General features: G+C 65.5%; 19 protein-coding genes. 9 read left to right on the top strand and 10 right to left on the bottom strand.

Translation table 11 applies throughout. From position 1 onward, the window contains the following. Positions 1 to 734: PopZ family protein (locus JHD07_RS03070; RefSeq protein WP_291618812.1), on the top strand; the 734-nt coding region annotated here is incomplete at its 5' end. A 126-nt stretch (positions 735 to 860) separates the two neighbouring features. Further along, positions 861 to 3,737 carry a valine--tRNA ligase gene (locus JHD07_RS03065; RefSeq protein ID WP_291618811.1) on the top strand — a complete coding sequence of 959 codons (2,877 nt, stop codon included), beginning with the start codon at positions 861 to 863 and terminating at the stop codon, positions 3,735 to 3,737. A gap of 88 nt (positions 3,738 to 3,825) precedes the next feature. On the opposite strand, the gene JHD07_RS03060 is transcribed toward JHD07_RS03065, so the two are convergent. Further along, positions 3,826 to 4,428 (bottom strand): DNA-3-methyladenine glycosylase, encoded by a 603-nt coding sequence (locus tag JHD07_RS03060; protein ID WP_291618810.1) that lies wholly within the window; start codon positions 4,426 to 4,428, stop codon positions 3,826 to 3,828. Between the two features lie 130 nt (positions 4,429 to 4,558). Between JHD07_RS03060 and lipA the strand changes: the two genes are divergently transcribed. Further along, entirely contained in the window at positions 4,559 to 5,515 is a 957-nt protein-coding gene (gene lipA / locus JHD07_RS03055; RefSeq protein WP_291618808.1) for a lipoyl synthase, read from the top strand. A gap of 6 nt (positions 5,516 to 5,521) precedes the next feature. Further along, the gene (locus tag JHD07_RS03050; protein WP_291618806.1) at positions 5,522 to 5,992 is read left to right on the top strand and encodes a type II toxin-antitoxin system RatA family toxin; all 471 of its coding nucleotides are present in this window, start codon (positions 5,522 to 5,524) and stop codon (positions 5,990 to 5,992) included. Positions 5,993 to 6,067: 75 nt separating this feature from the next. On the opposite strand, the gene JHD07_RS03045 is transcribed toward JHD07_RS03050, so the two are convergent. Genes JHD07_RS03045 through JHD07_RS03020 form a run of 6 tightly spaced genes read right to left on the bottom strand, consistent with a single transcriptional unit; the run spans position 6,068 to position 11,205 of the window. Then, on the bottom strand, positions 6,068 to 6,883 hold the full coding sequence (locus tag JHD07_RS03045; RefSeq protein ID WP_291618804.1) for a c-type cytochrome: 816 nt from the start codon (positions 6,881 to 6,883) through the stop codon (positions 6,068 to 6,070). Beyond that, positions 6,883 to 8,505 carry a b(o/a)3-type cytochrome-c oxidase subunit 1 gene (locus tag JHD07_RS03040; RefSeq protein WP_291618802.1) on the bottom strand — a complete coding sequence of 541 codons (1,623 nt, stop codon included), beginning with the start codon at positions 8,503 to 8,505 and terminating at the stop codon, positions 6,883 to 6,885. The genes JHD07_RS03045 and JHD07_RS03040 overlap by 1 nt, the downstream gene beginning before the upstream one ends. Next, positions 8,492 to 9,055, bottom strand: a complete 564-nt coding sequence (locus JHD07_RS03035; protein WP_291618800.1) for a cytochrome C oxidase subunit II — start codon at positions 9,053 to 9,055, stop codon at positions 8,492 to 8,494. Before JHD07_RS03035 ends, JHD07_RS03040 begins: the two co-directional genes overlap by 14 nt. Further along, the gene (locus JHD07_RS03030; protein ID WP_291618798.1) at positions 9,052 to 9,228 is read right to left on the bottom strand and encodes a hypothetical protein; all 177 of its coding nucleotides are present in this window, start codon (positions 9,226 to 9,228) and stop codon (positions 9,052 to 9,054) included. The genes JHD07_RS03035 and JHD07_RS03030 overlap by 4 nt, the downstream gene beginning before the upstream one ends. 7 nt (positions 9,229 to 9,235) lie before the next feature. Beyond that, entirely contained in the window at positions 9,236 to 10,486 is a 1,251-nt protein-coding gene (locus JHD07_RS03025) for a cytochrome c (protein ID WP_291618796.1), read from the bottom strand. Between the two features lie 11 nt (positions 10,487 to 10,497). After that, on the bottom strand, positions 10,498 to 11,205 hold the full coding sequence (locus tag JHD07_RS03020) for a c-type cytochrome (protein WP_291618794.1): 708 nt from the start codon (positions 11,203 to 11,205) through the stop codon (positions 10,498 to 10,500). A 526-nt stretch (positions 11,206 to 11,731) separates the two neighbouring features. On the opposite strand from JHD07_RS03020, the gene JHD07_RS03015 reads away from it, so the two are divergent. Further along, positions 11,732 to 12,511 (top strand): mechanosensitive ion channel domain-containing protein, encoded by a 780-nt coding sequence (locus JHD07_RS03015; protein WP_291618793.1) that lies wholly within the window; start codon positions 11,732 to 11,734, stop codon positions 12,509 to 12,511. Positions 12,512 to 12,532: 21 nt separating this feature from the next. On the opposite strand, the gene JHD07_RS03010 is transcribed toward JHD07_RS03015, so the two are convergent. Further along, positions 12,533 to 13,141, bottom strand: a complete 609-nt coding sequence (locus JHD07_RS03010; RefSeq protein ID WP_157284384.1) for a CinA family protein — start codon at positions 13,139 to 13,141, stop codon at positions 12,533 to 12,535. A 3-nt stretch (positions 13,142 to 13,144) separates the two neighbouring features. After that, positions 13,145 to 14,326 carry a bifunctional 2-C-methyl-D-erythritol 4-phosphate cytidylyltransferase/2-C-methyl-D-erythritol 2,4-cyclodiphosphate synthase gene (locus tag JHD07_RS03005; protein ID WP_291618781.1) on the bottom strand — a complete coding sequence of 394 codons (1,182 nt, stop codon included), beginning with the start codon at positions 14,324 to 14,326 and terminating at the stop codon, positions 13,145 to 13,147. 279 nt (positions 14,327 to 14,605) lie between these two features. Between JHD07_RS03005 and dusB the strand changes: the two genes are divergently transcribed. From dusB to ntrC, 3 genes are read left to right on the top strand one after another with little or no spacing between them, the layout of a single operon-like run. Next, positions 14,606 to 15,607 (top strand): tRNA dihydrouridine synthase DusB, encoded by a 1,002-nt coding sequence (gene dusB / locus JHD07_RS03000; RefSeq protein WP_291618832.1) that lies wholly within the window; start codon positions 14,606 to 14,608, stop codon positions 15,605 to 15,607. Beyond that, a complete protein-coding gene (locus tag JHD07_RS02995) occupies positions 15,604 to 16,779 on the top strand; it encodes a nitrogen regulation protein NR(II) (RefSeq protein ID WP_291618779.1) in 1,176 nt (391 codons plus the stop codon). Before dusB ends, JHD07_RS02995 begins: the two co-directional genes overlap by 4 nt. A gap of 9 nt (positions 16,780 to 16,788) precedes the next feature. Then, positions 16,789 to 18,231 (top strand): nitrogen regulation protein NR(I), encoded by a 1,443-nt coding sequence (ntrC, locus tag JHD07_RS02990; RefSeq protein ID WP_131868637.1) that lies wholly within the window; start codon positions 16,789 to 16,791, stop codon positions 18,229 to 18,231. A gap of 212 nt (positions 18,232 to 18,443) precedes the next feature. On the opposite strand, the gene JHD07_RS02985 is transcribed toward ntrC, so the two are convergent. Further along, entirely contained in the window at positions 18,444 to 18,590 is a 147-nt protein-coding gene (locus JHD07_RS02985) for a hypothetical protein (RefSeq protein WP_291618771.1), read from the bottom strand. Positions 18,591 to 18,767: 177 nt separating this feature from the next. Here JHD07_RS02985 and JHD07_RS02980 point away from each other — a divergent pair. Next, positions 18,768 to 21,033 (top strand): PAS domain-containing sensor histidine kinase (locus JHD07_RS02980; RefSeq protein WP_291618769.1); only part of this gene is annotated, 2,266 nt, incomplete at its 3' end.

Below are 21,033 nucleotides of genomic sequence, written 5' to 3'. Positions count from 1 at the left end.
CGATGGAGGAGATTCTGGCCTCGATCCGGCGCATCATTGCCGACGATGAGGCGAAGCCGCCGCCGGCCGAGGCCGCCAAGCCCGAGAAGGCAGCAGCGCCCGCCGCGCCGCCGAAGCCGCAGGCCATGAACGACATTCCGCCATCCAAGGTCGCTCCGCCCAAACCCGCCGCCGAGAAGCCCGTACCGCCCCCGGCCGCCAAGCCGGCGCCGCCACCGCCCGCGCCGGCGGCGGATGCATCCAACAGCCAGGATGATATCGACGCGCTGCTGGCCGGCCTCGACTCGGCCACGCCGGCGCCGGAGATCCGTGCGCCTGAGCCGGAACCAGAGCCGGAGCCCGATGTGCTCGAATTGACGGACGACATGGCGGTGGATCCGACACCGCCTCCGCCGCCACCGAGCTTCCGCAAGGTCGAACCGCGCGACGATCTCGAATTCGCCGAAGCGCCGCCGCGTCCGACGCCGCCACCGTCTTATGCGCCTGTTGACTTCGACGCCCCGCCGCTTCCGCCGCAGCAGCCGATGTTGGCGCAATCGACCGTCTCGGCCGTCGAATCCGCCTTCAACTCCCTGGCCCATACGGTGCTGAGCAGCAACGCACGGACGCTGGAGGATCTGGTCAAGGAGATGCTGCGTCCGATGCTGAAATCCTGGCTGGATGACAATCTGCCGGGCCTCGTTGAACGCATCGTGAAGGCGGAAATCGAGCGGGTTTCGCGCGGCGGCCGGTAGGGCAGGCTCGCGGCCGGCCCCGATAAAGCCCTGCTCCTGCGTCACAATCGGCTTGCGGCTGGGCCAGCGACGCCTGCCGTCGAGCTTCCCGTTGACTTGAACCGCGCACGCGGCTTTCTACATCCCATGATCGAGAAAAATTACCAGCCCGCCGATATCGAAGCCCGCATGTCCGTGGTGTGGGAGGACAGCCTTGCCTTCAAGGCGGGCCGCCCCGACCGCCGTGACGCGGTGCCCTTCACCATCGTGATCCCGCCGCCGAACGTGACGGGCTCGCTGCACATGGGCCACGCCCTCAACAACACGCTCCAGGACATCCTGTGCCGGTTCGAGCGCATGCGCGGCCGCGACGTGCTGTGGCAGCCCGGCACCGACCATGCCGGCATCGCCACCCAGATGGTGGTCGAGCGGCAGCTGATGGAACGGCAGCAGCCCGGCCGCCGCGAGATGGGTCGCGCGAAGTTTCTCGAGCGGGTCTGGCAGTGGAAGGCCGAGAGCGGCGACACCATCATCAACCAGCTCAAGCGGCTCGGCGCCTCCTGCGACTGGTCGCGCGAGCGCTTCACCATGGACGAGGGGCTGTCGAAAGCCGTCGTCAAGGTGTTCGTCGAGCTGCACCGCGAGGGGCTGATCTACAAGGACAAGCGGCTGGTGAACTGGGACACCAAGCTGCTCACCGCGATCTCCGATCTCGAAGTGCAGCAACTCGAGGTCAAGGGCCACCTCTGGTACCTGCGCTATCCGATCGAGGGCAAGACTTTCAGTCCCGATGACCCATCGAGCTTCATCGTCGTCGCCACCACGCGTCCCGAGACCATGCTCGGCGACACCGGCGTGGCCGTGCATCCCGATGACGAGCGCTATCAGAAGCTGGTCGGCAGGAACGTGATCTTGCCGCTGGTCGGCCGCAAGATCAAAATCGTCGCCGACGATTATTCCGATCCGGAGAAGGGCTCGGGCGCGGTCAAGATCACGCCGGCCCACGACTTCAACGATTTCGAGGTCGGCAATCGCCACGGCCTCGCCCGCATCAGCGTGATCGACCGGGAAGGCTGTCTCGATCTCGTCGACAACGAGGACTATCTGCGCGACCTGCCGGAAGGCGCTTCGCAATTTGCGGAGGAGTTCCACAAGGTCGACCGCTTCGCTGCGCGCAAGCGCATCGTCGAGCGGCTGGAATCGTTCGGCTTCGTCGAGCGGATCGAGCCGCACACCCACATGGTGCCGCACGGCGACCGCTCGAACAGCGTGATCGAGCCGTATCTGACCGACCAATGGTATGTCGACGCCAAAACGCTGGCGAGACCTGCGATCGCCGCGGTGCGCTCAGGCGAAACCACCTTCGTCCCGAAGAACTGGGAAAAGACCTATTTCGAGTGGATGGAGAACATCCAGCCCTGGTGCATCTCGCGCCAGCTCTGGTGGGGCCATCAGATCCCTGCCTGGTACGGGCCCGACGGCAAGGTGTTCGTGGCCGAGACCGAGGAAGAGGCGGTCAGCCACGCCCTCGGCTATTACGTCGAGCAGGAGGTCATCACCCCCGAGCAGGGGCGCGAGATGGCGCTTGACCGCAACAAGCGTGAAGGCTTCATCACCCGCGACGAGGACGTGCTCGACACCTGGTTCTCCTCGGCGCTGTGGCCGTTCTCGACGCTGGGATGGCCCGACGAGACGCCCGAGGTGCAGCGCTATTACCCGACCAACGCTCTGGTGACGGGCTTCGACATCATCTTCTTCTGGGTCGCCCGCATGATGATGATGGGCCTGCACTTCATGAAGGAGGTGCCGTTCTCGACTGTCTACATCCACGCCCTCGTCCGTGACGAAAAGGGCGCCAAGATGTCGAAGTCGAAGGGCAACGTCATCGATCCCCTCAACCTGATCGACGAATACGGCGCGGACGCGCTGCGCTTCACGCTGGCGGCGATGGCAGCGCAGGGGCGCGACATCAAGCTCGCCACCAGCCGCGTCGAGGGCTACCGCAATTTCGCGACCAAGCTCTGGAACGCGTGCCGGTTCGCGGAGATGAACCACTGCGCCGTTCCTGATGGTTTCGAGCCGGCGAAGGCGAAGGAAACCCTGAACCGCTGGATCGCGCACGAGACCGCGCACACCACGCGCGAGGTGACCGAGGCGATCGAGGCCTATCGCTTCAATGACGCGGCCGGCAGCATCTACCGCTTCGTCTGGAACGTCTATTGCGACTGGTATGTCGAGCTCGCCAAGCCCGTGCTGCTGGGGCCGGACAGCCCCGCCAAGGACGAGACCCGCGCCATGGTCGCATGGGCGCGCGACGAGATCCTGAAGCTGCTGCATCCCTTCATGCCCTTCATTACCGAAGAGCTGTGGGAGGTGACGGCCAGGCGTGATGGGCTGCTGGCGCTGGCGCCGTGGCCCTTGAAGCCGGCCGAGCCCACGCCGGAGCAGATTGCGATGCTCGCCGCGACGGCAGGGCCGACAGATGCGCTGGTCTCGCCGGTCTGGGTGCTGCCGATCTTCGATCATGCCGACTTCACCGATCCCGCGGCGGAGGCCGAGATCGGCTGGGTCATCGATTTGATCACGCAGATCCGTTCGGTGCGCGCCGAGATGAACATTCCTCCGGCAACGCTGACGGCGCTGGTGCTCGCTGGCGCTTCGGCCGAGACCAAGGAGCGCGCGCCGCGCTGGGCCGACGTCATCAAGCGCATGGCGCGACTGTCGGAGATCTCCTTCGCCGACCGCGCGCCTGATGGCGCCGTTCAGCTGCTCGTGCGCGGCGAGGTGGCTGCCCTGCCGCTCAAGGGCGTGATCGACGTGGCTGCGGAGCGCACGCGTCTCGACAAGGAGATCGGCAAGGCCGACGCCGACATCAAACGCGCGGACTCCAAGCTGGCGAACGAAAAATTCGTCGCCAACGCCGCCGAGGAGGTCGTCGAGGAGGAACGCGAAAAGCGCGAGGCGGCGCTGGCCCGCAAGGCCAAGCTGCTCGAGGCGGTGGAGCGGCTGAAGCAGGCGTCGTGAGACTCCCGTCATTCCGGGATGGTCCGAAGGACCAGACCCGGGATCTCGAATTCCGGGTTCGATGCTGCGCATCGCCCCGGAATGACGATCATCTCGGAAACGGCTTGCTCAAAAACTTCGAGCCCTTGACGCCATAGCGCCAGGGCAGCTCGACCGCCTTGGTGATGCCGATCCGGATGCCCGTTGCGACCTCCACATCCTCCGTCCGCGCATGCAGCGCGATCGGCGGGCGGTCCAGCGGCAGGGCGTTGTGCGCGATGGTGATGCCGAGCGCTTCGGTCAGCTTGCCTGGGCCTGAGCACAGCGAATGGACGTCCTGCAGATGCCTGCGTCGGCGCATCGCAGCCAGGCCGTGTGTCGGCTCCAGCGCGCGGATCAGCACGGCGCTGGCCGAGCCTTCCTGCTCGCAGACGAAGTTCACGCACCAGTGAATGCCATAGGAGCGATAGACATAGGCAAAGCCGGGCGGGCCGAACATCACTTGGTTCCGCGGCGTCGGCCCGCGATAGGAGTGCGCCGCCGGGTCGGTATGATGATAGGCTTCGACCTCGACGATGATCCCGCCGACGCTATCGACCAGCAGGGTGGCGCCGATCAGGTCGGGCGCGACCTCGTGCACGCTGCGGTCGAAAAAGGCACGCTTCAGCGGCTTGCCGAGCCGCTTGGGTGAAGTCTTCGGGATTGGAGCCATTCGAGGTGAGAATCGCCTGAGAACAGAGCAGGATATTGCCCATATCTGCCATGTTCCCTGAAGCGGGGCGAGCCGGGTTGCGATGCCATGCCAGACCGACTAGGTAGGACCTGAACAGACCGGACACCCCATGGTCGTTATTGTCGATACCATCGCGAACCCGCTGCGCCCGCGCCACCCCGAAAAGGTGAATCGGCCCGATTCCGCTTCGCCGCCGAAGCCGGACTGGATCCGTGTGCGCGCGCCCAACACCCGCGGCTATGCCGACACCCGCAACATCGTGCGCGCCAACGGGCTGCACACGGTGTGCGAGGAGGCGGGTTGCCCGAACATCGGCGAGTGCTGGGACAAGAAACACGCGACCTTCATGATCATGGGTGACACCTGCACCCGGGCCTGCGCCTTCTGCAACGTCAAGACCGGCCTGCCCAATGCACTGGATGTGGCCGAGCCGCAGAACGTTGCCGAGGCGGTCGCCAAGCTGGGCCTCGCCCACGTCGTCATCACCTCGGTCGACCGCGACGATCTCGCCGACGGCGGCGCGCAACATTTCGCAGAGACCATCCGCGCGATCCGGGCCGCATGCCCTTCGACCACGATCGAGATCCTGACGCCGGACTTCCTACGCAAGGAGGGTGCGCTCGAAATCGTCGTCGCGGCGAAGCCGGACGTGTTCAACCACAATCTCGAGACCGTGCCGTCGCGCTATCTCACGGTGCGGCCCGGCGCGCGCTATTTCCACTCGATCCGGCTGCTGCAGCGGGTCAAGGAGCTCGACCCCACCATCTTCACCAAGTCCGGCATCATGGTCGGCCTCGGCGAGGAGCGCCACGAGGTGCTCCAGGTGATGGACGATCTGCGCTCCGCCGAGGTCGATTTTCTCACCATCGGGCAATATCTGCAGCCGACCCGCAAACACCACGCCGTGATGCGCTACGTGCCGCCGGACGAGTTCAGTTCTTACGAGAAGGTCGCCTATACCAAGGGCTTCCTGATGGTGTCGGCGAGTCCGCTGACCCGTTCCTCACATCATGCCGGCGAGGACTTTGCGAGACTGAAGGCCGCGCGGGCCGCGAACGCCCGCTGAACCGCCATGCCCCGTTTTTCGAGCAAGCGCCGTGTCAATCACAGCGCATCCGAGATGTTCGATCTGGTCGCCGACGTTGAGCGCTACCCGGAATTCGTTCCGCTGTGCAGCGCGCTCAGGGTTCGCCAGCGCATGGCCAAACCCGACGGCACCGAAGTGCTGGTTGCCGACATGACGGTGTCTTTCAAGCTGGTCAGGGAATCCTTCACCAGCCGGGTGACCCTCGACCGCGCCAATCTGAAGATCCTGGTCGAGTATCTGCAGGGTCCGTTCAGCAATCTGGAAAACCGCTGGACATTCGAGCCCAAGGATGAGGGCTCTTGTGACGTCGGTTTCTTCCTCTCCTACGAGTTCAGGAGCCGCATGCTGGCCATGCTGATGGGATCGATGTTCGACGCAGCCTTCGCGCGGTTCTCGACCGCGTTCGAGAAGCGCGCGGATGCCATTTACGGCCGGCCGAAGCTGGCATCGACGTAGGTTACTCTCGCATCCCGGCTCTGCAGCGCGCCGCTGAAGGAGCGCTGCGCTGCGTCCGGGGCACGAGACCCTTCGTCAATCCACCGCCTTCACCACGTCCGGTGGCTGCGAGGCGTAATACGACGCGGCCTGATCAATCTCCTGTGGCGTCATGGCGCGCGCGATGTTGCGCATCTGCTGGCTGATATCGTTGCGCCGTTCGCCCGAGGCGAAGGCCTGGAGCTGCGCCTTCATGTAGGCCTCGGACTGCCCCTCCAGCCACGGGCTGCCGATCTTGTTGTCGAGGCTGCCATGGCAGGAGCCGCAGGGCGCGATGCCGCGCATCGGCGCGCCATAGATGACGATGCTGGGCTTCGGCAGCTGCGGCGTCGGATGGTAGGCCGGGAGCCGCGGCAGATAGGCGTAATAGTGAGAGAGATCGGCGATCTCCTGATCCGTCAGATTGACGGCGAACGGCGACATCACGGCATTCGTCCGCGCACCCGAGCGGAAGTCGAGCAATTGCTTGTAGATCACGGCGGCATATTGGCCGGCGAGATTGGGCGAATCCGCCCGGCTGACGCCGGTCGGGCCGTGGCAGATGGCACAGCGCTGCGCCAGCGTGGCACCGCGACCGATCCCCTCCTGGCTCGGGCGGGCTAGCGTGGACGAGGTCAGGACGACCTCCGACAGGCGCGTGCTTTGCTCGGGCACGGTCACCTTTGGCGCGCGCTGCGGCACGCCGGCGGCGCTGCAGATGGCATCCCAGACGTTTGCGAACTGAACCCAGGGCTGCGCGAAGGGCAGCACGAGGAAGCCGGCAATCGCCGTCACGATCAGGATCGCTGCGGTGATACCCACCGCGAGCGAGAAATGTCTGTTGCGGAACGTGAAGAGCTCGGACGTGCTCATCACTGCGCCCCCACATAGACGGCCGGCACCGACGTGCCTTCGCTCAGTGCCAGGGTCAGGATCGGATAGCCGTAATTGGTGAGTGTGAGCGCGATCATCAGCGCCACCCAAAGCCCGTGCGTGTTGAGTGCGACCGGCACGGTTGTGGGTTGATGCACGGCGAGCGCAAACTGGTAGGGACCTGCATCGGCCCGCGGCGCGCGCATGCCTCGCGCCAGGATGACGATGAACAGGATTCCGGAGGCCAGCAGGATGAATCCGCCGATCGCCGAGAACGTGACCGAGAGCGCTTGCGGTGCAATCGCGGGATCGCCGAAATCGAAATAGGCCATGCGTCGTGGCATCCCGAGAATGCCGACCCAGTGCCAGGGAAACGTGGTGACGATCATACCGACGAACCACAGCCAGAGCTGTGTGCGGATCAGACGCAAATCGATCAGCTCTCGGCCGGTCAGATGCGGCCACAAATCATAGGCGATCGCGAAATACATGATGACGATGGCGCCGCCGAAGATCAGGTGGAAATGGCCGGTGATCCACTGCGTGTTGTGAATGGACGCATCGAGCTGATAGCTCATGTTGATCAGGCCGCCGGCACCGCCGAAGCCGAGCATGACGAAGGAGAACGCCAGCGCCAGCATCATCGGATTGTCCCAGGGCAGGGCCCTGATCCAGCCGAACAGGCCGCGTCCGCCGCGCAGGCGCGCGGCGATTTCGACCGAGGCGCAGATCGTGAACACGGTCAGCAGCGTCGGCAGCGCCACCAGCGCGGTGAAGGCCGAATGGATGAACTTGAATCCGGCGCCGACCTGCGGATCGGCAAAGGTGTGGTGCATGCCGATCGGCATCGCCACCACCAGAAACAGGATGAAGGAGATCCGCGCCATGCTGTCGGAATAGACCCGGCCGCCAATCGCGCGCGGCACGATGGTGTAATAAGCGATGTAGGTCGGCATCAGCCAGAAATAGACGATGGCGTGCAGCGTCCAGGAGAACAACACACGGGCAAGGCCGGCATCAATCGTGCTCTTGAGCCCCGCCGCGACGGGAATGATCTGGAGCAACAGCTCGAGCGCAGCGCCGACGGCAGTCCAGGCCCACAAATAGGAGCCGGCGACATTGGCGAACATGGCCAGCGGCACCGGCGCGCCGGGATGCGCCTTGCGCCAGACCCGCAGATTGACGGACATCAGCGCGACCCAGATCCACGAACCGACGACCACCAGTACGACGCCGAGATAGTAAAAGACGTTGCCGATCAGCGGCGGGTAGAACGTGTACAGCACCGAAGCGCGGCCGAGCGCGATCGGGATCACCGCCATGACGCTGCCGGCGACGATCAGCCAGAAACCGGCCCAGGCCCAGCGCACGCCGACCAGGCGCTGCTGCAGGGCAGCCTCGCTGATGGCGTAGCCAAACCCCATCGCGACCAGGGTCGGGAAGACGTAGCCCATCACCGTGCCGTGCGCGGTCAGCGAACGGTAGTAGAGCTCGGGATTGGACAGCCAGGTGCCGATCGGGCTGCGGATGAACATCTGCCAGGCGCCGAGCGTGAGGGCGATGCCGAACACCGCGAAGGCCAGCCAGAAATGGGCGAGGATGAGCTTCCTATTGACCAACACAGCTCAGCCTCCCGCCACCCTTGGCTCGACCTGCGAATTCGGCCTTGTCGATCACCTTGACCTTGCCCCACATGCCCTCGTGGCCGAAGGAGCAAAACTCCTGGCACGGCATCAGATAGTCACCAGTCCTGGCAAACCGCATGGGCTGCTCGGAGATGTAGCCCGGCACCAGCATCGTGTTGACGTTGGTGCCTTGAATGAGGATGCCGTGGACGACGTCGGCGCTGGTGGCGCGGAGCGTGATCGGCGTGTCCGCGGGCACCAGGATGCAAGCCGGCGTGAAGGAATATTGCTGGCCGATCGCACGCACCGTGACGTTGCCGTTGGCCTCCAGCACGCTGCCGAGATTGCTCTCGACGAATTCGCCGGACAGATGCAGGCGCGCTGGATCGATCGTCTCGACGCGCGGCTGCGGCATGGTCGCACGATGGATGCCGGCGAATGCCGCGAGCAGCGCCATCATCACGATGATGATCACGGCAATGGTGGCCCAGCGCCGCTCGACGCGGGCAGCGACTTCGGCGCTGCCATGGGCCTGTTCGGTGCTCATTGCAGTGATCCGCGCGGCAGGAAGACGAACAGGTAGAAGGCGAACCACATCGCGACCACGCAAGCGGTGGCGATGCCGGCGAGCACGATCGCCCCGGATGGCCCCTGCGCGACGACTTCTTCGACCGCTTGGTCGGCGGCTGCCGGGGTGGTCGGCGGATCGGAATTGATCATGGCAGCCTCATTTCAGCGGGGCGGAGCGCAGCTCGTTGGCTTCGCGCGCCGAGACCGGTGCGCCGCGATTACCCCAGGCAGTGCGGATGTACGAGACGACGGCGGCGACCTCGTTGTCGGAGAGGAGGCCCGCGAAGGGCGGCATGCCGTAGGGCATCGGATTGCCCTTGGTGCCCGGCGGATAGCCGCCATTGAGCACCATGCGGATCGGATTGACCGCGGACTGCATCTCGATCGACTGGTTGTTGGCGAGCGGCGGCCAGTGCGGCGGCTTGCCTTCGCCTTGGGCGCCATGGCAGCTCGCGCAGTGCTTGTCGTAGACGGTCTTGCCAAGGCTGACGAGCAGGCTGCTCTCTGTGGTCGACAGGGTCGTCCGCGCCGGCGGCGGAGGCGAGGGCTGTGAGATGCTCTTGAGGTACACGGCCATCGCCCTGGTGTCCTCGTCGCTGAGGTATTGCAGGCTGTTGTGCACGACCTCAGCCATCGGGCCATAAACGACGCCCCGCATGGAAACGCCGGTCTGGAGCAGGTCGGTGATGTCCTTGATGCTCCAGTCGCCAAGCCCGGCCTCGCGGTCGGATGTCAGCGAAGGCGCGTACCAGTTCTGCATCGGGATCAGGCCGCCCTTGAAGGCCTCCGATTGCGAGGTGCCGCCGAGCGCGTTGATGGGCGAATGGCACATGCCGCAATGGCCGAGGCCTTCGACCAAATAGGCGCCACGATTCCATTCCTCCGATTTTTTCGGATCCGGCTTGAACTCGCCTTCGGTAAAGAACAACGTGCGCCAGCCGAGGATGAGCTGGCGGTTGTCATAGGGAAAGCGGAGCTCGTGCGGCTTGTTCTTCTGGTCCACGGCGGGGATCGAGCGCAAATACGCGTAGATGGCATCGCTGTCGGCGCGCGTGACCTTGGTGTAGGACGCGAACGGCATCGCCGGATAGATCAGCCCGCCGTCGGGGAAGCGGCCGCTGTGCATGGTCTTGTAGAAATCGTCCGCGCTCCATTTGCCGATGCCGGTGGTCGGGTCTGGCGTGATGTTAGACGTGTATAGCGTGCCGAACGGGGTCGGCATCGCGCGGCCGCCGGCGAACAGGCGGCCCTCCGGCGCGGTATGGCAGGCGGTGCAATCGCCGGCGCGGGCAAGATATTCGCCGCGCGCGATAACGTCATTGGGATTGTTCTGGGTCTTGTCCTGCGCATGCGCGGCCGTCGTCAGCGCAAGCAGGGCAAGAAGTGCAAACGACAGTTTCGAGCCCATCATCCGCCTCGTCAGTTGGGCTGGCTGCCGCAGCCGAAGGGCAGCGCGTAGGTGCCCTTCGGGACGGGGGCCGGATTGGCCGGAGCCGCCTGTGTCGCGAGCCAGGCCGAAACAGCAGTGACGTCGGCCTCGGTTAGATGGCCGGCGACGACCTGCATGCAGTCGGGGGACTTCGCCGTGCGTGTCCCGTAGCGCCATGCGCCGAGTTGGGCGCTGACATAGGCGGCGCGCAGACCCAACAGGCCGGGAATGCCGGGCTGCATGCCTGTCAGTCCCGGACCGTGGCAACTGACGCAGGCCGGAATGTTGCGGCTGGCATCGCCACTGGTAGCGAGCGCCTCTCCCAGCGCCAACACGTCCTTGCTGACGTCGCTCGGAGCCGGCGGCGGCAGCGGTGGATGTTCGCCCGCGAAATATTCCGCCATCGCCGCCAGATAGGGATCAGGCAGAAACTCCAACAGGTAATTCATCGGCGGATACTTACGCCGGCCGCTGCGGAAGGCGAGGAGCTGGTTGTAGAGATAGCCGGCCGGCTTTCCGGCAAGGCGCGGGAAATAGACGTCGCTGGTGCCTTCGCCCCTGTTGCCGTGGCAAGGCGTGCAGGCTTCGACCCGCGCCGCCATCGTGTCCGGCGGTCGGTTGGTCGTTTGCGCGGCCGCATCCTCAATGCCGGCCAGAGCGATGATCACGGCGACAAAGGCCGCAGCGCGAGCGAACAATTTCGTCGCCCTCCACAATGTTGGTCCGGCTGATTTCAAAGCACAACGTAAGGGGGCATTATTACGCCAATATGGTTTCGCGCAAGATCGGTCACGCATGATGACGTTTGGTCGCGCCCTCGTATCTGCGATCCCGATCGAATTTGCCAAAACTCGCGTGTTTCTTGCAAACTGCACATAACTCTGCAGTTTCGCGCAGTTCTGCCCGAGCTTTGCTTATGTCACCTTCCTTCTCAAAAAGCGCACGAAAGAGCAGGTGCTGGCCGGGCACCCGCGAGCCACTGCGCGGACGCCTCGCAGATCTTGGGCGTCAGGACGACGCGGCTTGGCGCACGCTAACAGCGCCCGGGAATGCAACAGTAGGCTTGTAGCCGGATGAGCGCCGTGACATCCGGGCTCATACGAGAGGTGGTCCCGGTCGCTTCGCTCATCCGGCTATCGTCTGGGCTATCCGACCTTGTTCCCCATCGACACCCACCGGGATCATTTCGCATCGCGGCGCGTTCTCAACCTGGTTGGAGCCGCCATGACCGTCAATTTCGACACGCTGCAAGCATCTCTCGTCCTATATGGCTTGAACGCGATCTACGCGGTCCTGCTGCTCGCTGTCGGCTGGTACCTTTCCGGCGCCATGCAGCGCTTGGTCACGCGCCTGCTGAACGTCACGCACCGGGTCGATCCGCTGGTGACGCTTTTCTTGGGCAGTCTGGCAAGCTATGGCGTGCTTGCGGTGGTCGGCATCGCCGTGCTGCAGCTCTTCGGCATCCAGACCGCAAGCCTCGTTGCCGTATTGGGCGCGACATCGCTCGCCATTGGCCTTGCGTTGCAGGGCACGCTGTCTAACCTCGCCGCCGGCGTGATGCTGCTCTTATTCCGGCCCTTCAAGATCGGCGATGATGTCGAGGTCGCCGGCAAGGCGGGCAAAGTGAGGTCGCTCTCGCTGTTCATGACCGAGCTGGTCGCGTCCGACAACACGCAGATCCTGTTGCCCAACGGGCAGGTGTGGGGTGCAGCCATCATCAACCACAGCGCCTATCCCGGAACGGGCGAGATCAAGGTGACGTTTCCGGTGCCGGCGAGCGCCGCTTCGGCCCTGGCCGATCGCATTCTGACGGAGCTGCGCAATGATTCCCGCATGGATGATCAGGCTGCGCCTGCAGTCAACATCTCCAGAGTCGTCGACGTCGCCAACCCGGCGTCGCCGATCCTGGAGCTGACGGTGAGCGCGAAGGCAAAGCCGTCGGAGGCGAACGCGGTCAGGCAGTGCGTGCTTGATCACGCCAGCGCGCTGCTCGCAGCGGCGTAGACGTTTCGAAGGCGCGGTCGTTCACCCCCGCGGCGAGCGCGGCGGCCTCCGCTTCACGACGTGCCGGCGCGGCGAGCGGGTCACGCGGGGGCGCAGGCGGCTTGCGGCGGCACGTTGCGGTTTGGCCGCGACTTGGGGGCCGCGGGCGAGGTCCATCAGCATGCGCAGCGCCTCGACCACGGAGCGGGCGCGCACCGCGCTGCGGCCGATTGCGCCAAAGCGGTGCTCGCGATGGATGATGCGGCCGTCGCGCGCGGCGGCGGCGAAGTGCACGAGACCCACCGGCTTGCCGGGCGTGGCGCCGCCGGGGCCGGCAATGCCTGTGATGGCAACGGCGAGATCGACATCGGCGCGCTCCAGCGCCCCGATCGCCATCGCGGTCGCGGTCTCCTTGCTGACGGCACCGAAATTGGCGAGCGTGCTCGCCTCGACGCCGAGCATGGCGCGCTTGGCCTCGTTGGAATAGGTGACGAAGCCGCGGTCGATCACGTCGGAGGAGCCGGGAATGTCGGTCAGCGCGCCGGCGACGAGCCCGCCGGTGCAGGATTCGGCGGTCGCGATCGTCAGCTTGCGCATCCGGCACAGGTCGAGCAGCGAGCGGGAGAGGGCGCGTGCGTCGCTGCCGCCCATGGCTTAGACGCTCCAGGGGAGGCGGATGGTGGCGCTCGCGGTGGCTGCGATGCCTTCCTCACGGCCGGTGAAGCCGAGCCGCTCGCTGGTCGTCGCCTTCACCGCGACGCGCGAGATGTCGACGCCGGAGATCTCGGCGATGCGCGCACGCATGGTGTCGCGCAACGGACCGATCTTGGGTCGCTCGCATATCATGGTCACTTCGAGATTGGCGACGCGACCGCCGCGCGCCGTGACGCGCTCGATGGCATATTTCAGGAACTGATCGGAAGAGGCGCCCTTCCACTTCGCATCGCTCGGCGGAAAGTGCGAGCCGATGTCGCCGTCGGCGAGTGCGCCGAGGATGGCGTCGACCAACGCGTGCAGGCCGACGTCGCCGTCGGAATGGGCCAGGAAACCCCTGGTGTGCGGCACGCGCACGCCGCAGATCATGACATGATCGCCTTCACCGAAGGCGTGCACGTCGTAGCCGGTTCCGGTCCTGATGTCGCCGAGCTGGGCCGCCAGGCGCGCTTCCTCGCGCACGAAATCCTCGGGAGTGGTGAGCTTCATGTTCGCAACATCGCCTTCAAAAGTCGCGACCGTCAATCCCGCCCATTCGGCAATCGCGGCATCGTCGGTGAAATCCGAGCGCCCGTCCTTCGCCGCGCGACGATGCGCCTCCAGGATGACGTCGAAACGAAAGGATTGCGGCGTCTGCGCGATTCGCAAGGACGCGCGGTCCGGCGTGCCCTCGACATTGCCGCCCTCGCCGGTGACCTTGATGGTGTCGGTGACGGGGACGACGGGAATCGCGGCCCCGGTGCGTCCAGCGGCCTTGATCGCGCGCGAGATCACGCCGGCCGACACGAAGGGGCGCGCGGCATCGTGGATCAGGACGATGTCGGGCGCGTGTCTGGCGAGTGCCTCGAGGCCGGCGAGCACTGACGCCTGTCGGGTGGCGCCGCCCTTCGCGGGCGGTTCGTGCTTGAGCCCTGCAACCGCGGCGGCAAAGATTGCGCTGTCGTCGGGGTTCACCACCGGCTGCACGGCCGATACCTCCGGGTGGCGGCTGAACGCCTCCATGGCGCGATAGATCACGGGCACACCGCCGATCTCGCGATATTGCTTCGGCCCGCCAGCGCCTGCACGCAGCCCACGACCGGCTGCGACGAGGACGACCGCGGTGCGCTGTGATTTCGCCATGGGACTCGAATATTCGCTTGGGGATGCAGACCCGGGACGGGTGATTTGACGGCAAGCCTCTAGCACGGCAGGCCCGCAAAAAAAGGGGGTTTCCCCGGATTGTGGGAAACGGCATTTTGCTGCACTGCACTTGAAAGCTTTGCAGAATTGTCTAAACTGTAGGCATGACGCTTGACTGCACAAGAATTGTGCGCAAGATAGATCATGGCAGGCGCGATGAGGCCCTGCCCAGTCAACGAGACTCCTGTGACCGGCTCGGCAGTATCTGGCTCTAAGCCGTTGAAAATCGGCGATATTGACGTCGCCACCCCGGTCTTCCTGGCGCCGATGTCGGGTGTGACTGACTCGCCCGTTCGCCGGCTGGCGGCCGAGCTTGGGGCCGGCCTTGTCGTGTCCGAAATGACTGCAAGCGATGAGCTCGCCAATGGCCACCGAATGTCCCGGTTGCGCTGCGAAGCCACGGGCATCGGAGCTCATGTGGTCCAGCTCGCCGGCTGCGAGACGCACTGGATGGCGGAGGGCGCCCGGATCGCCGAGGCCGAAGGCGCCGATATCATCGACATCAACATGGGGTGTCCCGCCCGCCACGTGACCGGCGGCCAGTCCGGCTCGGCGTTGATGCGCGACCTCGACCATGCCGTCAGCCTGATCGAAGCGACGATTGCGGCGGTGAAGGTGCCGGTGACGCTGAAGATGCGGCTCGGCTGGGACGACCGCACGCGCAACGCGCCGGAGCTGGCGCGGCGCGCGGCGGCATCGGGCGTCAAGCTCGTCACCGTCCATGGCCGCACCCGCTGCCAGTTCTACAAGGGCGAGGCCGATTGGGATGCGATCCGCGCGGTGCGCGATGCCATCTCCATTCCGCTCGTCGTCAACGGCGACATCACCTCCTACGACAAGGCGGTCGCTGCACTCGCGGCCTCGGGCGCCGACGCCGTGATGATCGGCCGTGGCGCGCAGGGCCAGCCCTGGCTGCCCGGCCAGATCGGCCGCCGGCTCAAGGGCGGGACCGAGGAAGCCGTGCCCTCCCTTGAAACCCAGCTGCATTATGTCCGCACCCTCTATGACGGCATTTGCGCACTCTATGGTCTGCGCATCGGACTGAGGCATGCCCGCAAGCACCTGGGCTGGGCGCTCGACGTCGCAGCGCAGGCGAGCCGTGCGCCGGCCGAGAAGCTGAAATCCTGGCGCCAGAAGATCCTGGTCTCGGAGGATCCGCGCCTCGTTCACAGGTCACTGCAAGACGCTTTCGACGACTTCGCATGGAGCGCTGCTGCATGAGCTCAGCCGCTGACCATCGTCGGCCGCTTCCGTCCGACAGCGACGCAATCCTGGACGCCTTGCCCAACCCCGTCCTGATGATCGGGCCGGACGGCAAGATCGTCGCCGCCAATATCGCGACCGAAGCCTTCTTCGAGATCTCGACGCAGTTCCTGAAGCGGCATTCGCTCAAGGAGCTGGTGCCGTTCGGCAGCCCCTTGCTGGCGCTGATCGACCAGGTGCGCTCGTCGAATGCGCCGGTCAACGAATACAAGGTCGATCTGGGCACGCCGCGCATGGGCGGCGACCGCCAGGTCGATCTCCATGTTGCTCCGCTCACCGAGCGGCCCGGCCACATCGTGGTGATGCTGCAGGAACGCACCATCGCCGACAAGATGGACCGTCAGCTCACCCACCGCAGCGCCGCGCGGTCGGTGATCGCGCTGGCGGCGATGCTGGCGCACGAGATCAAGAACCCGCTCTCCGGTATTCGCGGCGCGGCGCAGCTCCTCGAGCAGCAGGCCTCGTCCGAGGACCGCATGCTGACGCGCCTGATCTGCGACGAGGCGGATCGCATCGTGACGCTGGTCGACCGCATGGAGGTGTTCGGTGACGAGCGTCCCGTGGTGCGCGGCCCCGTCAACATCCATTCCGTGCTCGACCATGTGAAGCGGCTGGCGCAATCCGGTTTTGCCCGCAACATCCGTTTCATCGAGGATTACGATCCCTCGCTGCCGCCGGTGCTGGCGAACCAGGATCAGCTCATCCAGGTGTTCCTCAATTTGGTGAAGAACGCCGCTGAAGCGCTGATCGACGTGCCCGACGGCGAGATCCAGCTCACCACGGCGTTCCGTCCCGGCGTGCGCCTGTCAGTCCCCGGTCAAAAATCCCGGGTATCTCTCCCGCTGGAATTCTGCGTGAAGGACAACGGACCCGGCGTGCCCGACGATCTCTTGCCCAATCTGTTCGACCCGTTCGTGACCACCAAGCAGACCGGCTCGGGTCTCGGCCTTGCGCTGGTCGCCAAGATCGTCGGCGATCACGGGGGCATCATCGAATGCGAATCTCAGCCGCGCAAGACCACCTTCCGCGTGCTGATGCCGATGTATTCCACATCGGTCAAACATGCCGATCAAAGCAGCCGCGACGGCTCTGCCGGGAAATCGTCGCCTGCGTCACAGGGGGCAAAATGAGGATCAACAATGCCCGCAGGTAGCATTCTCGTCGCCGATGACGATACCGCCATCCGCACCGTTCTCAATCAGGCACTGTCGCGCGCCGGCTACGAAGTGCGGCTGACCGGCAATGCCGCGACGCTGTGGCGCTGGGTCAGCCAGGGCGAGGGCGATCTCGTCATCACCGACGTGGTGATGCCGGACGAAAACGCCTTCGACCTGTTGCCGCGGATCAAGAAGATGCGGCCGAATCTGCCCGTCATCGTCATGAGCGCGCAGAACACCTTCATGACCGCGATCCGCGCCTCCGAGCGCGGCGCCTACGAGTACCTGCCCAAGCCCTTCGACCTGAAGGAGCTGATCGCGATCGTCGGCCGGGCGCTCGCCGAGCCGAAGGAGCGGACCTCGTCGCCGGACGAGGACGCCGAGATGGAGGCGATCCCGCTGGTCGGCCGCTCGCCGGCGATGCAGGAAATCTACCGCGTGCTGGCGCGCCTGATGCAGACCGACCTCACCGTGATGATCACCGGCGAGTCCGGCACCGGCAAGGAGCTGGTGGCGCGGGCGCTGCACGATTACGGCAAGCGCCGCAACGGACCGTTCGTCGCGGTCAACATGGCCGCGATCCCGCGCGACCTCATCGAGTCTGAGCTGTTCGGCCATGAGCGCGGCGCCTTCACCGGCGCCAACACCCGCGCCTCCGGCCGCTTCGAGCAGGCCGAGGGCGGCACGCTGTTCCTCGACGAGATCGGCGACATGCCGATGGAGGCGCAGACCCGCCTGCTGCGCGTGCTGCAGCAGGGCGAGTACACCACGGTCGGCGGCCGCACGCCGATCAAGACCGACGTGCGCATCGTCGCGGCCTCCAACAAGGATTTGCGCGTCCTGATCCAGCAGGGCCTGTTCCGCGAAGACCTGTTCTTCCGCCTCAACGTCGTTCCGTTGCGGCTGCCGCCCTTGCGCGAGCGCATCGAGGATCTGCCGGATCTCGTCCGGCACTTCTTCACGCTGGCCGAGAAGGACGGCCTGCCGCCGAAGAAGCTCGACTCGCTGGCGCTGGAGCGGCTGAAGCAGCATCGCTGGCCCGGCAACGTACGCGAGCTGGAAAACCTGGCCCGGCGCCTCGCAGCGCTCTATCCGCAGGACGTGATCACGGCCTCGGTCATCGACGGCGAGCTCGCGCCGCCCTCGGTCAGCCCGGGCGCCGCGGTCCAGCAGGGCGTCGACAATCTCGGCGGCGCGGTGGAGGCGTATCTGTCCTCGCACTTCCAAGGCTTTCCCAACGGCGTGCCGCCGCCCGGCCTGTATCACCGCATCCTCAAGGAGATCGAGGTGCCGCTGCTCACGGCCGCGCTCGCCGCCACCCGCGGCAACCAGATCCGCGCCGCGGACCTGCTCGGCCTCAACCGCAACACGCTGCGGAAGAAAATCCGGGATCTCGACATCCAGGTGTACCGGAGCGGGGGGTAGACTTTCCCGCGAGAATGCTGAACGCGGTTGCGCGGACGCGACAAACGCGGAAGCGCGGAGGTGGCTCAGCTCCCCCTACCAAGGCAGAGCTGAGCCTGTCCGGATCGCGCTGGCCGTTGTGGCTGACGCGGTGAGCAGAAGTCCTGATCGGACTGGAATGTTCCGCACGCACATTCAAATTGGTCGCTTCGCCGCGGCACGCGGCATCACATCTACCTGACCGGCCGGCCGAATGCCGGCATCATGCCGGCGACACTGATCGGGTCCTGCTGAAGTCCGCGGCCGTTGACCAGGAGGTCGGCGGCCACGATCAGCAGCAGAACCGCCGACACCATCGTTGCGAGGAAGATCCTGTCCATGCCGGATCAAGCCGGAATGGCGGGAATCCGTTCCGGCCAGCGATCATGTTGCTGTGGATGGCGCCGGTCCGCCTGTGCGGTCGCGCCGCGGAATTGTCGCAATTCGGCAACAATGTGGTACGAATACATCAGTATCCGCGCGCCCGCGGATCCGTTTTCAGCACCACCATTGCCGGAATGACCAGCGCAGACACCTCGGCCGCACACTTTGACACGGCCCCAGCGGAAGAGTCCCGGCGTTGGTCGGTGCGCCGCTGGCTGGCACCCGTTGCCGTGGCGCTGGCGCTGCTCTCGGCGTTCCTGACCTTTCTGGTCCTGACCGGCCTCTCCACGATCGAGCCGACGCCGGAGGTGGTCCGCTCGTTCTACCTGATCAACGCGGCGACGATCCTGCTCCTGGTGGGAATCATCGTCCGGGAGCTCTGGCAGCTGATTCTGGCGCGGCGGCGGGGCCGGGCGGCGGCTCGCCTCCATGTCCAGATCGTCAGCCTGTTCTCGATCGTGGCGGTGCTGCCGGCGGTGCTGGTCTCTGTCGTGGCCAACGTCACCATCGAGCGCGGCCTCGACCGGCTGTTCTCCGGCCCGACCAAGGAGGTCATCCAGAATTCGCTGAACATCGCGCGCGCCTACATGCAGGACCACGCGCAGCTGATCCGCGGCGACATCCTCGGCATGGCCAACGACATCGCCCATGCGAGGCCACTCTACGATCAGGACCGCCGCTCGTTCCGCGAGATGCTGACGGCCAGCGCCAGTTCCCGCAATCTGCCCGGAGCGATGATCATCGACAAGAACACCAACATCCTGGAATCCGCCGACACGGGCATGCGGCTGGCCTATTCGCCGCCGGCGCCGGACTTTCTCAGCAACGTCAACGAGAACGAGCCCGAGATCGCGGTGCTCCCGGACACGAGCTATGTCGCCGCGGTGATCCGCCTGCGCGCCTTCAGTGACACCTTCCTCTACGTCGCCCGGCCCCTCGATCCGAACGTCGTCAACCAGCTCAAGCAGACCGAGGTCAGCGTTGCCGAGTATGGCCAGATCGAGTCACGGCGGCTCGGCATCCAGGTCGCCTTCGCCCTGATGTTCGCGGTGATCGCGCTGACCATCCTGATGGCCTCCGTGCTGATCGGCCTCAACTTCGCCAACTCCCTGGTGTCGCCGATCCGGCGGCTGATGAATGCGGCGCAGACGGTCTCGACCGGCGATCTCCACGTCCAGGTGCCGGTACACCAATCGGAAGGCGATCTCGCCCAGCTGGGTGAAACTTTCAACAAGATGACGCAGGAGTTGCGCAGTCAGCGCGACGAGCTCGTCAACGCCAGCGACCTCATCGACAGCCGTCGCCGCTTCATCGAGGCCGTGCTGTCCTCGGCGAGCGCCGGCATCATCGGCGTCGATGCCTCCGGCAGCGTCGGCATTCTCAATCGCTCCGCCGAGAAGCTGATCGGGCACGCCGAATCCGAGACGCTGGGTCACCCACTCTCCGAGGTACTGCCCGAGCTCGACGAGATGATGAAGACGGCGCGGGAAGGAACCCAGCGCCTGGTGCAGGGCCAGATCACGATCACCCGAGACGGTAGCGAGCGCAATCTGTCGGTCCGCGTCAGTGCCGAGAAGAATCAGCCGCACGACAGTTACATCATCACCCTCGACGACATCACCGAGCTGGTCTCGGCGCAGCGCACCTCGGCCTGGGGCGACGTGGCGCGCCGCATCGCCCACGAGATCAAGAACCCGCTGACGCCGATCCAGCTCTCGGCCGAGCGCATCCGCCGCAAGTTCGGGAAGGACATCACCGAGGCCAAGGACAAGCAGATCTTTGACCAGTGCACCGACACGATCGTGCGCCAGGTCGACGATATCAGGCGCATGGTCGACGAGTTCTCGCGCTTTGCCCGGATGCCGAAGCCCGTGATGGAGGGCGAGGACGTCGCCGACACGGTGCGCCAGGCGGTGTTCCTGATGAAGGTCGCCCATCCCGAGATCGATATCGAGGCCGAGTTCAAGCAGGATCCGCTGCGCGCCCAGTTCGACCGGCGGCTGATCTCGCAGGCGGTCACCAACATCGTCAAGAATGCGACGGAGGCGATCGAGCAGGTCCCGCCCGAGGAACTCGGCAAAGACGGTGGCAAGGGCCGTATCGACGTCGTGGTGTCGCGCGAGGGCGACGACGTGCTGATCGACGTCATCGACAATGGAATCGGACTGCCCAAGGTGGCGCGCTCGCGCTTGCTCGAGCCTTACGTCACCACGCGCGCCAAGGGCACCGGGCTGGGGCTGGCCATCGTCGGCCGCGTCCTGGAAGACCATGGCGGGCGGATCGAGCTGAAGGACGCCTCCGATTTTCGTGAGGGCCAGCGCGGCGCATGGATGCGCTTGCGCTTTGCCGTCTCGGGGCAACCCGCAAAGTCGGCCGAGCAAGTGCCGGCGGACAAGAAGG

This window comes from Bradyrhizobium sp., assembly GCF_016462955.1.
In the GTDB taxonomy this organism is placed as follows: Bacteria; Pseudomonadota; Alphaproteobacteria; order Rhizobiales; family Xanthobacteraceae; genus Bradyrhizobium.
This window is presented reverse-complemented; position numbering and strand designations above follow the sequence as displayed.

Coding starts and splice junctions, on each gene's coding strand:
- JHD07_RS03065 (WP_291618811.1), top strand. CDS start 861: ATGATCGAGAAAAATTACCAGCCCGCCGATATCGAAGCCCGCATGTCC.
- JHD07_RS03060 (WP_291618810.1), bottom strand. CDS start 4,428: ATGGCTCCAATCCCGAAGACTTCACCCAAGCGGCTCGGCAAGCCGCTG.
- lipA (WP_291618808.1), top strand. CDS start 4,559: ATGGTCGTTATTGTCGATACCATCGCGAACCCGCTGCGCCCGCGCCAC.
- JHD07_RS03050 (WP_291618806.1), top strand. CDS start 5,522: ATGCCCCGTTTTTCGAGCAAGCGCCGTGTCAATCACAGCGCATCCGAG.
- JHD07_RS03045 (WP_291618804.1), bottom strand. CDS start 6,883: ATGAGCACGTCCGAGCTCTTCACGTTCCGCAACAGACATTTCTCGCTC.
- JHD07_RS03035 (WP_291618800.1), bottom strand. CDS start 9,055: ATGAGCACCGAACAGGCCCATGGCAGCGCCGAAGTCGCTGCCCGCGTC.
- JHD07_RS03030 (WP_291618798.1), bottom strand. CDS start 9,228: ATGATCAATTCCGATCCGCCGACCACCCCGGCAGCCGCCGACCAAGCG.
- JHD07_RS03025 (WP_291618796.1), bottom strand. CDS start 10,486: ATGGGCTCGAAACTGTCGTTTGCACTTCTTGCCCTGCTTGCGCTGACG.
- JHD07_RS03015 (WP_291618793.1), top strand. CDS start 11,732: ATGACCGTCAATTTCGACACGCTGCAAGCATCTCTCGTCCTATATGGC.
- JHD07_RS03010 (WP_157284384.1), bottom strand. CDS start 13,141: ATGGGCGGCAGCGACGCACGCGCCCTCTCCCGCTCGCTGCTCGACCTG.
- JHD07_RS03005 (WP_291618781.1), bottom strand. CDS start 14,326: ATGGCGAAATCACAGCGCACCGCGGTCGTCCTCGTCGCAGCCGGTCGT.
- JHD07_RS02995 (WP_291618779.1), top strand. CDS start 15,604: ATGAGCTCAGCCGCTGACCATCGTCGGCCGCTTCCGTCCGACAGCGAC.
- ntrC (WP_131868637.1), top strand. CDS start 16,789: ATGCCCGCAGGTAGCATTCTCGTCGCCGATGACGATACCGCCATCCGC.
- JHD07_RS02985 (WP_291618771.1), bottom strand. CDS start 18,590: ATGGACAGGATCTTCCTCGCAACGATGGTGTCGGCGGTTCTGCTGCTG.